Annotated in this window: 15 protein-coding genes; 12 read left to right on the top strand and 3 right to left on the bottom strand. The window is 74.1% G+C overall.

Annotation, left to right across the window (positions count from 1 at the left end):
- Nucleotides 1-14: 14 nt before the first annotated feature.
- The 7 genes from ACTWO6_RS26705 to ACTWO6_RS26675 all read left to right on the top strand — a co-directional run bounded on the left by ACTWO6_RS26705 (nt 15) and on the right by ACTWO6_RS26675 (nt 5,134).
- Nucleotides 15-788: a 2-keto-4-pentenoate hydratase gene (locus ACTWO6_RS26705; protein WP_446216513.1), complete on the top strand. Its 774-nt coding sequence runs from the start codon at nt 15-17 to the stop codon at nt 786-788.
- Nucleotides 785-1,213, top strand: coding sequence for a RidA family protein (locus tag ACTWO6_RS26700; RefSeq protein WP_446216512.1), 429 nt, complete (start codon nt 785-787; stop codon nt 1,211-1,213). The genes ACTWO6_RS26705 and ACTWO6_RS26700 overlap by 4 nt, the downstream gene beginning before the upstream one ends.
- On the top strand, nt 1,210-1,734 hold the full coding sequence (locus ACTWO6_RS26695; RefSeq protein WP_446216511.1) for a 3-hydroxyanthranilate 3,4-dioxygenase: 525 nt from the start codon (nt 1,210-1,212) through the stop codon (nt 1,732-1,734). The genes ACTWO6_RS26700 and ACTWO6_RS26695 overlap by 4 nt, the downstream gene beginning before the upstream one ends.
- The gene (locus tag ACTWO6_RS26690) at nt 1,734-2,735 is read left to right on the top strand and encodes an amidohydrolase family protein (protein WP_446216510.1); all 1,002 of its coding nucleotides are present in this window, start codon (nt 1,734-1,736) and stop codon (nt 2,733-2,735) included. The genes ACTWO6_RS26695 and ACTWO6_RS26690 overlap by 1 nt, the downstream gene beginning before the upstream one ends.
- A 178-nt stretch (nt 2,736-2,913) precedes the next feature.
- On the top strand, nt 2,914-4,377 hold the full coding sequence (locus ACTWO6_RS26685; protein ID WP_446216509.1) for an amidase: 1,464 nt from the start codon (nt 2,914-2,916) through the stop codon (nt 4,375-4,377).
- 54 nt (nt 4,378-4,431) lie between these two features.
- On the top strand, nt 4,432-4,734 hold the full coding sequence (gene ctaJ, locus ACTWO6_RS26680; RefSeq protein ID WP_446216508.1) for an aa3-type cytochrome oxidase subunit CtaJ: 303 nt from the start codon (nt 4,432-4,434) through the stop codon (nt 4,732-4,734).
- Nucleotides 4,721-5,134: a DUF5130 family protein gene (locus tag ACTWO6_RS26675; RefSeq protein WP_446216507.1), complete on the top strand. Its 414-nt coding sequence runs from the start codon at nt 4,721-4,723 to the stop codon at nt 5,132-5,134. Before ctaJ ends, ACTWO6_RS26675 begins: the two co-directional genes overlap by 14 nt.
- Nucleotides 5,135-5,194: 60 nt before the next feature.
- On the opposite strand, the gene pepN is transcribed toward ACTWO6_RS26675, so the two are convergent.
- On the bottom strand, nt 5,195-7,741 hold the full coding sequence (gene pepN / locus ACTWO6_RS26670; protein ID WP_446216506.1) for an aminopeptidase N: 2,547 nt from the start codon (nt 7,739-7,741) through the stop codon (nt 5,195-5,197).
- A gap of 219 nt (nt 7,742-7,960) precedes the next feature.
- Between pepN and ACTWO6_RS26665 the strand changes: the two genes are divergently transcribed.
- From ACTWO6_RS26665 to ACTWO6_RS26650, 4 genes are all read left to right on the top strand, one after another.
- Nucleotides 7,961-8,584: a mycothiol-dependent nitroreductase Rv2466c family protein gene (locus ACTWO6_RS26665; protein ID WP_446216505.1), complete on the top strand. Its 624-nt coding sequence runs from the start codon at nt 7,961-7,963 to the stop codon at nt 8,582-8,584.
- 133 nt (nt 8,585-8,717) lie between these two features.
- Nucleotides 8,718-9,140: a hypothetical protein gene (locus ACTWO6_RS26660; protein ID WP_446216504.1), complete on the top strand. Its 423-nt coding sequence runs from the start codon at nt 8,718-8,720 to the stop codon at nt 9,138-9,140.
- A 77-nt stretch (nt 9,141-9,217) separates the two neighbouring features.
- Nucleotides 9,218-10,417 carry a DUF1015 family protein gene (locus ACTWO6_RS26655; RefSeq protein ID WP_446216503.1) on the top strand — a complete coding sequence of 400 codons (1,200 nt, stop codon included), beginning with the start codon at nt 9,218-9,220 and terminating at the stop codon, nt 10,415-10,417.
- Between the two features lie 71 nt (nt 10,418-10,488).
- Entirely contained in the window at nt 10,489-10,959 is a 471-nt protein-coding gene (locus ACTWO6_RS26650) for a ribose-5-phosphate isomerase (RefSeq protein ID WP_446216502.1), read from the top strand.
- A gap of 4 nt (nt 10,960-10,963) precedes the next feature.
- On the opposite strand, the gene ACTWO6_RS26645 is transcribed toward ACTWO6_RS26650, so the two are convergent.
- Complete coding sequence (locus ACTWO6_RS26645) at nt 10,964-11,296, bottom strand: hypothetical protein (protein ID WP_446216501.1); 333 nt, start codon at nt 11,294-11,296, stop codon at nt 10,964-10,966.
- A gap of 69 nt (nt 11,297-11,365) precedes the next feature.
- Nucleotides 11,366-12,583 carry a GNAT family N-acetyltransferase gene (locus tag ACTWO6_RS26640; RefSeq protein WP_446216500.1) on the bottom strand — a complete coding sequence of 406 codons (1,218 nt, stop codon included), beginning with the start codon at nt 12,581-12,583 and terminating at the stop codon, nt 11,366-11,368.
- 98 nt (nt 12,584-12,681) lie between these two features.
- Here ACTWO6_RS26640 and ACTWO6_RS26635 point away from each other — a divergent pair, with 98 nt between their 5' ends.
- Nucleotides 12,682-13,215, top strand: coding sequence for a hypothetical protein (locus ACTWO6_RS26635; protein WP_446216499.1), 534 nt, complete (start codon nt 12,682-12,684; stop codon nt 13,213-13,215).
- Nucleotides 13,216-13,460 lie beyond the last annotated feature (245 nt).

The raw sequence follows: 13,460 nt of genomic DNA, 5'->3' as shown, positions 1-13,460 counted from the left end.
ACGAAGGTGGCGCTGTGATCGGCATCGACACGGCGGGCATCGCCGAGCAGCTCGGCACGGCGGCCGACACGGCCACCGCGATCCCGCAGCTCGCCGCCGAGACCGGCCTCGACGTCGACGGCGCGTACGCGGTGCAGACCGCGCTGGTGCAGCGCCGCCTCGACCGGGGCGAGCGGCTGGTCGGGCTGAAGATGGGGCTGACCAGCAAGGCGAAGATGGCCCAGATGGGCGTGGACGAGGTGATCTGGGGCCGGCTCACCGACGTGATGCGGGTGCCCGACGGCGGCCCGGTCGACGTCGGCGACTTCATCCACCCGCGGGTCGAGCCGGAGGTGGCGTTCCTGCTGGACCGGCTGCCGGAGCCCGGCGAGGCGCTGGGCTCCTTCGCCGACGCGGTCCGCGCGGTGGCCCCGGCGATCGAGCTGATCGACTCCCGGTACGCCAACTTCACCTTCTCGCTGCCGGACGTGATCGCCGACAACACCTCGGCCGCCGCGTTCGTCGTCGGGCCGTGGTCGCCGGTGCCGGACGGGCTGGACAACCTGGGCGTGCTGCTGGAGATCGACGGGCGGGTGGCCCAGGTCGGCTCGACCGCGGCGATCCTCGGCGACCCGCGCCGGGCGCTGGACGAGGGCATCCGGCTGGCCGGGCGGCACGGCGTCCGGCTCCGCGAGGGCTGGGTCTTCCTGGCCGGCGCCGCCACGGCCGCCGTGCCGCTGCGTCCGGGCGCCCACGTCCGGGCCGTGGTGGAGCAGCTCGGCACCGCGTCGCTGCGGGCCGCGTCATGACCGCGGGCGCTCGGGTCGTCGCCGGGAAGGCTGTGCCGCGCGGGGCGTTCCCGCACGTCAAGGTCGCGGGCGGCTTCGTCTTCGTCTCCGGTACGTCGTCGCGGCGGCCGGACAACACCTTCGCCGGCGTCTCCGTGGACGAGTTCGGGACGACGGATCTCGACATCCGGGTGCAGACCCGGGCCGTCATCGAGAACATCCGGGACCTGCTCCGGTCGGTCGGCGCCGAACTGTCCGACCTCGTCCAGGTCACCAGCTACCTGGTCAACATGAACGACTTCGGTGGGTACAACGAGGTGTGGGCGGAGTTCTTCGACGCCACCGGGCCGACCCGGACGACGGTGGCGGTGCACCAGTTGCCGCACCCGCACCTGCTGATCGAGATGCAAGCCGTCGCCCTGCTCCCCCAAGGAGGTCAGTCGTGAGTGAGATCGCCGAACCGTTCAGCTTTCCCGGCTGGATCGCGGAGAACCAGCACCTGCTGAAGCCGCCGGTGGGGAACAAGGAGATGTTCCCCGGCGGGGACGACTTCATCGTCATGGTGGTCGGCGGGCCGAACCAGCGCACCGACTTCCACGTCGACCCGTACGAGGAGTTCTTCTACCAGGTCAAGGGCAACATGCACATCAACCTGATGACCCCGGAGGGGCCGCGTACGGTGCACGTGCGCGAGGGTCAGATGTGGATGCTGCCGCGCGACACCCCGCACTCGCCGCAGCGGCCCGAGGCCGGCTCGATCGGCGTGGTGGTCGAGCGGGTCCGCGAGGAGGGCACGCTGGAGAAGTTCCAGTGGTACTGCCCGGAGTGCGGGCACAAGGTGCACGAGGTGGAGCTCCAGGTCCGCGACATCGCCGCCGACCTCCCCCCGGTGTTCCAGGCGTTCTACGCCGACGAGCAGGCGCGTACCTGCGACAAGTGCGGCACGCTGCACCCGGGCAAGGGCTGATGCACGGACCGGTCGTCGACGTGCACACGCACGTCGTACCCAAGGGGTGGCCGGACCTCGCCGCGGCGTGCGGCGGGTCCGGCTGGCCCTGGCTGCGGGTGGACTCCGAGCGCGCCGCCATGATCATGGTGGGGGAGACGGAGTTCCGCCCGGTCGGCGCGGAGTGCTGGGACGCGGAGACCCGGCTGGCCGACATGAGCGCCGACGGCGTCGACGTGCAGGTGGTCTCGCCGACCCCGGTCTTCTTCTCCTACGACCGCCCCGCCGACCAGGCGGTGAAGGTGGCCCGGATCTTCAACGACCTCACCCTGGCGGTCACCGCGGCCGGCGGCGACCGGCTGGTGCCGTTCTGCCAGGTGCCGTTGCAGGACCCGGACGCCGCCTGCGCCGAACTGGACCGCTGCCTGGCGGCGGGCCACGTCGGCGTCGAGATCGGCAACCACGTCGGCGACCGCGACCTGGACGACCCGGGGATCGTCCAGTTCCTGACCCACTGCGCCGAGGTGGGCGCGCCGGTCTTCGTGCACCCCTGGGACATGCCGGGCAGCCCCCGGCTGGACCGCTGGATGGCCCGCTGGCTCACCGGCATGCCGGCCGAGACCCATCTGTCCGTGCTGGCGCTGATCCTCGGCGGCGTCTTCGACCGGGTGCCGCCGAGCCTGCGGATCTGCTTCGCGCACGGCGGGGGCAGCTTCCCGTTCTGGCTGGGCCGCGCCGACAACGCCTGGCACCGCCGCGGCGACCTGGTACGCGGCGCCTCCACCGCCCCGCCCAGCTCCTACGTCGACCGGTTCAGCGTCGACTCGGTGGTCTTCGAGCCGGCCGCGCTGCGGCTGCTTGTGGACACCATGGGGGAGGACCGGGTGCTGGTCGGCAGCGACTACCCGTACCCGCTGGGGGAGCGGCCGGTCGGCGCGGTGGTCCGGAAGGCCGACTTCCTCACCGCCGACCAGCGCGACAAGCTCCTCTCCCGGAACGCCCTGCGCTTCCTGCACGGCTGACCGGCGGCCGGACGGCCCCAGCCGCTGGTCAGCTCGCCGCCGACTCCCCACCCGCCGCTGCCGGCCGGCAGCCGTACTGCCCCGCCCGACCCACCCCGGAGGGCGGCAGGTCCACCGGGACCGGGCGGGTCGGCGCGTGAGAAGTGCGCCGGGCGGATCGTCCGGGCAGGATGACGGCATGGCCGAGCCGCACGACCTGACCGCGCTGGAGCAGGCCGCCGCGATCGCCCGGGGCGAGCTGTCCAGCGTGGAGCTGGTCGCGCACCACCTGCACCGGGTGGACGCGCTCGGCGACACGGTCGGCGGGTTCGTCACCGTCACGCCGGAGCTGGCCGTCGAGGCCGCCCGGGTCGCCGACGCGGTGCCGGCCGGGCAGCGGGGTCCGCTGCACGGCGTACCGACCGCGATCAAGGACCTCACGCTGACCGCCGGGGTGCGGACCACCTTCGGCTCCGCCGCCTTCGCCGACTTCGTGCCGCCGGTCGACGCCGACGTGGTCCGGTTCATCACCGCCGCCGGGCTGATCAGCCTCGGCAAGACCACCACCTCCGAGCTGGGCTGCTCGCTCTACTCCGAGGGGCTGGTCGCGCCGCCGGCCCGCAACCCGTGGGACCTCGGGTACACGGCCGGCGGGTCCAGCGGCGGCGCGGCGGCCGCGGTGGCGGCCGGGCTGGTGCCGGTGGCCCAGGGTTCCGACGGCGGCGGCTCGCTGCGCATCCCGGCGTCGCTCTGCGGCCTGGTCGGCTACAAGCCCAGCCGGGGGCTGGTCTCCGGCGGGCCGCTCGGCTTCGGCGCGTTCGGCCTGCCGACGAACGGCCCGATCGGGCGGACCGTCGCCGACGTCGCCGCGCTGCTCGACGTCATGGCGCAGCCGGTGCCCGGCGAGCCCTACCTGCCCCCGGCCGCCCCCGCGGGCGGCTACCTGGCCGCGGCCCGCGAGGCCGCGCCGGGCCGGCTGCGGATCGGCCGCTTCACCACCCCGATGCTCGCCGACGAGCCGGTCCACCCCGACTGCGTCGCCGCCGTCGACCGGGCCGCCGGGCTGCTCACCGCGGCCGGCCACGAGGTGGTCGAGGTGCCCGCGCCGCTCGGCCCCGAGGCGTGGCCGCTCTTCGAGACCGTCTGGCATGTCCTGGCGCTCTCCCCGGTGTCGCCCGAGCGGGAGAGCGAGCTGTTGCCGCTGACCCGGCTCCTCCGCTCCCGCGGCGCGGCGGTCGGCGCCGGCGCGCTGATGGCCACCCTCGGCGAGCTGCAGGCCCAGGTACGCCTCGGTGCCCGCCGGACCGCCGGCTGCGACCTGCTGCTCTGCCCGACGCTGGCCGCGCCGCAGGCGCCGGTGGGTTCGTTCGCCGCGCTCGACCCGGCCGAGGATTTCGACCGGCAGCGCCGGTTCTCGCCGTACTGCGCCATCTTCAACGTGACCGGCGAACCGTCCGTTTCCCTGCCGGTCGGTCGCACCGCCGACGGAATGCCCGTCGGGGTGCTGCTCACCGGCCGGTACGGCGCCGACGCGACATTGATCGCCACTGCCGCGCAACTGGAGCACGGGTGTGGCGGATGGGATCACCACCCCGCAATTTGGCGGGCCGTCGACTCCGCTAACGTGAATACCACAAGCGGAGTCGGGGAATCGTCTCCTTGATCGTCCACCCGACCCGGAATTCCTGGTCTCTCTTTCCGCCTGGGGGCGTTGAGGTTGTCTGTTACCGAGACGTTGCTGGTCTACGTCGGCATCCCGGCGGCCGCGGTGCTGGTGATCGCCGGACTGGCACTCGCCGGCGGCCGTCGCGGCGGTGGCGGCGCCAAGCGCTACCGGCCGGGCCGGCCCTTCGACTTCACTCCGGTCTGGTTCCTCGGCCGTCCGGAGCAGCTGGCCGACTCGGCCGGCACCGCGCTGGCTGCGGGGGCGCAGGCGCCGGCGCTGACCAGCCACAAGCTTGAGAAGGCCGGCGTCGAGGCGCCGGCCGGTGGAACCGGAGGCGCAAGTGACCGTTGGTGAGAAGCAGACCGCGACGGGGACGGTCACCCCGCCCGAGGTGCTGGACGGGCCGTTCTCGACCCGCCAGCTGCTCCGCATCGACGAGGCGCTCCGCCTGGCCGACCAGGGCACCGGCCTGGTCTTCTCGGTCTACGTGGGCGGCCTCGACGAGCCGATCCGGGAGCACGCGCAGCGGCTGCACCGCCAGCTCGCCGAGCCCGACAAGTCGGTCCTGATCGCCGTGTCGCCCAACCAGCGGCAGCTGGAGATCGTCACCGGCCGGTACGCGCGCAAGCGCATCCCGGACACGTACGCCAAGCTCGCCGCGCTCTCCATGGTGGCGTCCTTCGGCGGCGGCGACCTGGCCGGCGGCATCATCCAGGGCCTCGACCAGCTCGCCAGCCACGCCGGCAAGGGCTGAGCCCTCCCGTACGACGAAGCCCGGTCCGCGTGTTCGCGGGCCGGGCTTCGTGCTGTCGTCTCAGGCGCTCTGGGCGTCCTTCGCGCGGGCCTTCAGGGCACGGACCACGCCGTCGCGACCCTCGGCGACCAGCCGGCGCAGCGGCGCCGGGTGCCCCTCCTGCGCCAGCCACGCGTCGGTCTCGGCCACCGTCGTGTCCTCCACCAGGTACGCCGGGTAGGCGAGCTGGGTGAACTCCTGTGCCGGCTCGCTGTCCCGGCTGGCCCACACCTGGCCCACCGCGGCGAAGTACTTCTCCCGGTACGGCGCGACCAGGTCGACCTGCGCCGGGTGCGCGAAGCCCTGCAGCAGCGCCCGGTGCCGCCAGTTCGGCAGCGCCTCCGGGCCGGTGAGCTGCGCCCACACCGCCGCCTTGTTCTCCGCGGTCGGCACCAACGCGTGCGCGTACGCGGCCTCCCGCTCGCCGCTGGCCGTGCGGTCGCCGGCCAGCTCGGCCTCGACCTCGGCGGCACCGGCCGCGCCGTTGGCCACGAGGGCCTGGAGCACCGTCCAGCGCAGCTCGGTGTCGACGGTCAGCCCGGCCGGCACCTCGGCGCCGTCCAGCCAGCCGCGCAGCGTCGCCAGGTCCTCCTCGCCGCGGCCCGCCGAGGAGTACGCCCGGGCCCAGGCGAGCTGGAAGCCGCTGCCCGGCTCCGCCGCGGTGAGCGCGTCCTTGGCGGTCCGGGCCAGCTCGGCCCAGCCGGTCGGCGCCCACGCCGGGTCGGCGTAGAAGGTGAGCGTGGTGGTCGCCTGCCGCAGGGTCGCGGTGACCAGGTTGATGTCGGTCTCGGCGGGCAGCCCGGCCAGCACCAGCGCGACGTAGTCGCGGGCGGCGAGCTCGGCGTCGCGGGTCATGTCCCAGGCGGCGGTCCAGCACAGCGCCCGGGCCAGCGACGACTCGAAACCGGCGATGTGCTGCACCACGGTCGCCATGGACCGCTCGTCGAGCCGCAGCTTGGTGTACGTCAGGTCGTCGTCGTTGAGCAGCAGCACGTCGGCGGCGGGCTTGCCGTGCAGCGCGGTGAGCTCGGTCTGCTCACCGGTCACGTCGACCTCGATCCGCTCCCGGCGGACCAGCCGGCCGTCGGTCAGGTCGTAGAGGCCCACCCCGATCCGGTGGGTACGCAGCGTCGGGTGTCCGGACGGCGCCTCCTGGCGCGCCAGCACCTTCTGGTAGGCGCCGTCGTCGCCGATGGTCACCTCGGGGCGCAGCGTGTTGACCTGCGCCGTCTCCAGCCACTGCGCGGCGAACTTGCGCAGCTCCCGGCCGGAGGCCGCCTCCAGCTCGGAGAGCAGGTCGTCGAAGGTGGCGTTGCCCCAGGCGTGCTTGCCGAAGTAGGCCCGCAGGCCGGCCAGGAACGGCTCCTCGCCGACGTACGCGACGAGCTGCTTGAGCACGCTGGCGCCCTTGGCGTACGTGATGCCGTCGAAGTTGACCTCGACCGCCTCCAGGTCCGGCATCTCGCAGTAGACCGGGTGGGTGGAGGAGAGCTGGTCCTGCCGGTAGCCCCAGTTCTTGCGGATCGACAGGAAGGTCGTCCACGCGTCCTGGAACCGGGTGGCGTGCGTGTTGCACCAGTGGCTGGCCCACTCGGCGAACGACTCGTTCAGCCACAGGTCGTTCCACCAGCGCATGGTGACCAGGTCACCGAACCACATGTGCGCCAGCTCGTGCAGGATCGTGTTGGCCCGCTGCTCGTACTCGAAGTCGGTGACCTGGGAGCGGAAGATGTAGTGCGACTCGGCGTGGGTGACGCAGCCGAAGTTCTCCATCGCGCCGGCGTTGAAGTCCGGCACCCAGAGCTGGTCGTACTTGGGCAGCGGGTAGCGCACCCCGAACTTCTCGTGGAAGAAGTCGAAGCCCTGCTTGGTGATGAGGAACAGGTCGTCCGAGTCCATGTACCGCGCCATCGAGGCCCGGCAGAAGACCCCCAGGTCGATGCCGTCGTGGCTGTCCCGCACCTCGTGGTACGGGCCGGCGCAGAGCGCGGTGATGTAGGTGCTCATCCGCGCCGACTCCACGAAGTGGACGGTCTTCAACCCCTCGCCGGCCGGCTCCTCCCGCCCCACCGGCATGTTGGAGACCACCCGCCAGTGCTCCGGGACGGTGGCGTGCCAGGTGTAGACGCTCTTCAGGTCGGGCTGGTCGAAGCAGGCGAAGACCCGCTGCGCGTCCGCCGTCTCGAACTGGCTGTAGAGGTAGGTCTCCCCGTCGACCGGGTCCACCGTGCGGTGCAGGCCCTGCCCGCTGTTCGAGTACCCGAAGTCCGCGTCCACCACCAGGGTGTTCTCCGCGTCCAGACCGGACAGCGTGAGGCCCTTCTCGGCCGACCAGCCGGAGGTGTCGACGGGTGCGCCGTTGAGCGTCGCGGACCGCACCGACTCGGCGGCCACCTCGATGAAGGTCGTCGCCCCCGGCTCGGCGCAGCGGAACCGGACCTCGGTCACCGAACGGAACGTGCGGCCCGTGGCCTGCACGGCGGTCGACAGGTCAAGGCTGATGTCGTACCCGGTCACCTCGAGCAGGCGGGCCCGCTCGGTGGCCTCGACCTGGGTCAGGTTGCGCACTCCCGGCACTGTTCGTCTCCATCCCACTCGCGCCGCGCCCGGCGGCCCCGGCCTCCCCGGCCCGCTCGTGGCGGCCGGTCCGGTTCGAGTCTTCCATGCACCGACACCCTTCGGTGGTCGAGGTCACGCTCTCATTCCGCTGCCGGTCGATGCCGCCCGGGGTGAGGATCGGGGGAGGCGCCGGGCTCACCGGCGCACCCGTCGTGAAGGGATCTCACCGTGACCGAACGTGTCGCCGTGGACATGTGGTTCGACCCGCTGTGCCCGTGGGCGTGGATCACGTCCCGCTGGCTGCTGGAGGTCGAGAAGGTCCGGCCCGTGGACATCAGCTTCCACGTGATGAGCCTGTCCGTGCTCAACGAGGGCCGGGACCTGCCCGAGCAGTACCAGGAACTGATGAAGAGCGGCTGGGGCCCGGTGCGGGTCTGCATCGCCGCCGAGCAGGCGCACGGCACGGAGGTGCTGGCGAAGCTCTACACCGCGATGGGCACCCGGATCCACCTCGGCAAGGAGCCGCTCGGCCGGGAGATGCTGGTCGGCGCGCTCACCGAGGTCGGCCTGGACCCGGCGCTCGCCGACGCCGCCGAGACCACCGCGTACGACGAGGCGCTGCGGGCCAGCCACGAGGCGGGCATGCGGCCGGTCGGCACCGACGTCGGCACCCCGGTGATCCACGCCCCCGGCCCGGACGGCGACAAGGTCGCCTTCTTCGGCCCGGTGATCACCCCGGCGCCGAGGGGCGAGGCGGCCGGCCGGCTCTGGGACGGTGTCCTGCTGGTCGCCGGCACCCCGGGCTTCTACGAGCTGAAGCGCTCCCGCGAGCTGGGCCCCATCTTCGACTGAGGGCGGAGCCTCCGGCGACGATCCGAGCCCCGTACCGACCCGGCGTCACCGGGCCGGTGCGGGGCTCGTTTCACCGGGTGTCCCAGCCGGCGGCCCGCGGGGCCGCACCCCGGCAGCTCCTGGAGGCAGTCCCATGGGTAAGCACCGCCATACGTCCGCCGGCGCGCCGCAGGAGACGGCGACCGAGGACTCCGGTGCGACGTACTGGTCCGTGGACGAGGCCGACTGGCCGGACGTCCGCCCGACCCTGCCGGCCGAGATGGTCGACCTGCTGGCCCCACCGATCGTGGTCGGCGTTGCCCGGGTGGTCGCCACCTCCCGGATGGCCCCGCCGGCCGAGGCGGACCTCCCCACCCACACGTCCGGGACGATCCGGTCCGGCGTCGCGGCCGGCCGTCCGGTGCCGGCGGGCGCGACCACCGTCCGGGTCGCCGCGTCGGCGGCGGCGTCCCACCCGTTCGGCCCGGCCGGCGCCGTGCCGGGCGGTCGCCCCGGTGCCGGCCCGGTGCCCGGCCGACACCGCAACGCACACGCCCCGCTCGACCGCAACGGCTGAGCGCGCCCCTTTCATCTGGTGGACGCGGTGAGGGTCCGGGTCCGGCGCGCCGGGGGCCGCGGGTAGCGTCGGTGGGCATGACGGTCGTGCATCCGATCGCCCGGGCCTGGATCACCACCGGCGGCACCGGCGCGCAGAACTACGACGAGTTCGCCGACGACGCGGAGATCACCGCGATCATCGAGGCGAACCCGCACAGTGCTCTCGGCATCGAGATGCCCCACCGGGCGCCGGAGAGTCTCGGCAAGTCGTTCCTCGACGCCCTCCCGGACGCGGTGGCCCGCCTGACCGAGGCCAAGGCGGACGGCAGTTACACCCCGGCCGAGCAGGTCGTGGTGCTCTACCGGATCAGCGCGCCGGGGGAGGAGTCCGCGTACGGGCTCTTCGCCATGGTGGACACGGACCAGATCTCCACCCGGGCCGACGAGCCCGGGCTGGTGATCCGCAACGAGGACGTCTTCATCGCCAAGGTGCGGGAGCGGGTCGCCCTGGCCGAGGCGCTCGGGCACCTGCTCTCGCCCGTACTGCTGCTCCAGACCGGGCGGGGCGACGAGCTGCACGCGGCGCTCGCCGCGGCGACCGAGTCGGCCGGCGCGCCCGCCGCGACCGACGTCGACCAGTCCGGGCGGACGCACGCCATCTGGCTGCTGGGTCCCGGCCCCGAGCAGGACGAGCTGACCGCCCTCGCCGGCGGCGGCGAGCTGGTGGTCGCCGACGGCAACCACCGCAGCCTGGCCGCGCAGACCGGCGGGCTGCCCCGCTTCCTCTCGGTGATCACCACGCCGGCGTCGGTGGCGATCCAGCCCTACAACCGGCTGGTCAGCGAGCTGACCACCACGCCGCCGGAGCTGCTCGACCGGCTCCGCGCCGCCGGTGCGGAGATCGCCCCGATCGACGGCCCGGTCGAGGTCCCGGCGGGCGGCGGCGCCGTCCACCTCCACCTCGCCGGTCAGGGGTACGCGGTGACCCTGCCGCACGTCGACGGCGGCCGGCTGGAGAACCTCGACCACGCCCTGGTCGAGCGGCTGCTGCTGCGCGACGCGCTCGGCCTCGACCCGGGCGACAAGCGGATCACCTACGTGGGTGGCGACTACCCGGCGAGCTGGCTCACCGGGGAGGTCGACGCCGGCCGGGCCGAGCTGGCCGTCCTCATCGCCCCGGTGACCGTGGACGACTTCGTCGCGGTCAACCTGGCCCGGGAGAAGATGCCGCGCAAGAGCACCTGGTTCACCCCGAAGGCCCGCGGCGGCCTGGTGGTCGCCGAGCTGTCCCGCTGAGCTGTGACGAATCCGCCTCCGTGTCGCCGCCCTTGCGGCGGCACGGAGGCGGGCCTGTCAGACTGCGCGGTATGCGCGTCTACCTGGGATCCGATCACGCCGGTTTCGAGCTGAAGGTGCACCTGGCCAACCACCTGGCCACGCAGGGGTACGAGGTGGTCGACGTCGGCCCGCACGCCTTCGACCCGGACGACGACTACCCGGCGTTCTGCCTGCACACCGGTGACCGGGTGGTCAACGACCCGGGCAGCCTCGGCGTGGTCATCGGCGGCTCCGGCAACGGCGAGCAGATCGCCTCCAACAAGGTCGCCGGCGTCCGCGCGGCGCTCGCCTGGAACATCGACACGGCGCAGCTCGCCCGGGAGCACAACGACGCCAACATCATCGCCGTCGGCGCCCGCCAGCACACCCTGGACGACGCGACCGCCCTGGTCGAGGCGTTCCTGACCACGCCGTTCTCCGGCAACCCGCGGCACTCCCGGCGGATCGCCCAGGTCGCGGCGTACGAGCAGACCCGCGAGCTGCCCGAGCTGCCGGCCTGACGGGTCAACGACCGGAGCGGGGGAGGTCCTCGCGGGGGACCCAGTTGCGCCGCACGATCACCACGCGGGCCTCGGCCTCGGCCAGGTCCGCCTCGGTGGGGCGGGCGGCGTCCCGCGCCCGCAGCGCGGCGGCCACCCCGACCTGCGACGACCCGGAGCCGACCAGGCCACGCAGCCCCCGCTCGCCCTCGTCGGCCGCCGGGCCGGGCCGGCGGCCGCGCGGCGGCTCGTCGTGCACCCCGGCCGTCGTCGCGCTCGGCCCGTCCGGGGCCGGCGACCCGCTCTCGACCTCGCCGTGGTGCCGCAGCCGGCGTCGCCGTCGCTCCGCATCACCCATCGGTCGACCGTACCGCCCCCGGGACGCGGTCGCCCGCCCGTGGCGGTCCCGGCCCGCACCCGTCGGCGCTCAGAACATCTCCATCGGGGTTGGGGCGCGGTGCCAGCCGAAGGCCGGGGCGGCCGCCGCGAGCACCCCCGGCACCAGTTCCCGCACCCGGCCGGCGGCGGCGAGCGCCCCGAGCCCGGCGCCGCCCAGGTAGAGCTCGCCGAGTGCGCGTACGTCGCAGGCGAGCTGGGCCGGTTCGGTGGTGGCCGTGCAGGTCGCCGCCGACGGGCCGCCGACCAGGCGCCAGCGGCCGGCGTTCTCCGGCAGCAGCTCGTCCGTGACCTCGATCACCACGTCCAGGTCGGTGGCGTACCGGCGGGCGGCCAGCGCGGCAGGCAGGTCGACCACGCGTACCCAGAGCCCGTCGGAGAGCTGGGCGCCGAGCCGCCGCGGCTCGTTCACCAGCCACAGCAGCGGCTCGTCCACGGCGGCGGTACGGAAGGACAGCCGCCGGGTCAGGTCGATCGAGAGCAGCAGCCGCCACAGCGCCAGGTACGCGTCGGGGTGCTCCGCGACCACCTCGTCGACCCGGACCTCGCCGCGCGGGCCGCTCCCGTCCCACTCGTCCTTCGTCCGGAACAGCGCGTACCCGTCGAGCCCCGACGGCCCCTCGTGCAGCAGCACCCGCCGCTCGGTGGCCCCCTCCCGCAGGCTCTTCACGTCGGCCACCACGTACCGCCACCAGCGCTCGTCCCGGTTCGACCAGCCGGGGCGGTCGGCGCGGACCCGGTCGTACAGCCGGGCCAGCTCGGCCTGCCGCGCGGCCGGCTGGTCCAGGCGGAGGGTGCCCGCGACGGCCGGCTCCGGCAGGCGCAGCTCGGTGGTGTCGCAGCTCACGGTGAGCCGCTGCGCGGCCAGGCCGTAGCCGAACCGGGGGTAGATCCGGCCCTCGCTGGCCCAGAGCACCGCGATCGGCTCCCGGCCGGCGTCGCGGATCTCCCGCAGCTGGCGGCGCATCAGAGCGGTGAGCAGGCCCCGGCGGCGGTGGGTCGGGGCGACCGAGACCATCGTCACGTGCGCCGCCGGCACGCTGGCGCCGGGCACCCCCAGCTCCCGGGTGAACGCCGCGGCGTGCGCGACCGCCGTCGTGCCGTCGCGGACCAGCAGCGCGCGCTCCGGTTCGAAGATCCCGCGCTCGACCTCGAGCAGCTCGGGGTCGGGACCGCCGTGGAAGGCCAGGGCCAGCAGCCCGGCGATCTCGTCGAAGTCCTCGGCCCGGGGCACCACCACATCGGTCATCAGATGTGTGTAACCCATCACCGTCGGGGTCGGCGACCGATTTGCCGGCTCGCTACCCTCGGAACCGTGGCCGGCGTCGGTCAGGGGGAGGACACGAGATGGCGGACCAGACACAGCCGTGGGCCGAGCGCACCGTGGAGGTGCCGCCGCAGCCCGGTGTCGGGGTGCCCGCGCAACGGGACGCGTTCCAGCGGGGGGTGGCCTCGGTCGGGCAGCCGCGTACCCCCCGTACGGAGCAGTTCCCCACCGTCGACCGGGCCGACTGGTCCGACGGCTCCGCCCCGCGCCGGCCGATGGGCTGGCACCTGGCGCGGCTGCGCCGGGGCGGTGAGTGGAGCGCGGCGGGGGGCCTCTTTTCCTTCGTCTGCTGGGGCATCTGGGCGATCTCCGGCCGGGGGGACCTGACGGCCCCGCTGCTGACCTTCGCGCTGAGCCTGCTCACCGCGGTCGGTCTCTTCGCGCTCTCCCGCCTGCTCGGCCGGCTGATCTGGGAGCGGCAGCTGGGCCGGGTGCGGCGCAGCGCCCGCGGCGCGCACCTGGTGACGGCCCTCTTCCTGGCCGGCGTGGGCGTCGCCTACCTGCAGCAGACCGAGTGGGTCGTGACGGCCTGGAACTGGGTCACCGGAAACTGATCCCGGCGCCCGCGGGCGGGTCGGCGTCGCGCCGCCCGCCCGCGCGCCCGGTCGCGGGATGCCGCGACGCCGGCCGTCACTCCACCAGGACGTCGGCCGCATACCCGGCGGGGCACGGTTCATCCGCGGTCCCGACCGGCTGAGCCTCAGCTCAGACCCGGGTCGGTGGCCCGGCGGGGTCGCCCCGGGGCACCCGCGCGGTTCGTCCCCGAGGCCGGACGAAAGCGACGAACCGGCCGCGGGCC

Source organism: Micromonospora sp. IBHARD004 (assembly GCF_052814115.1).
The sequence above is the reverse complement of the archived record's forward strand: the minus strand, read 5'-3'. Positions and strand labels throughout refer to the sequence as shown.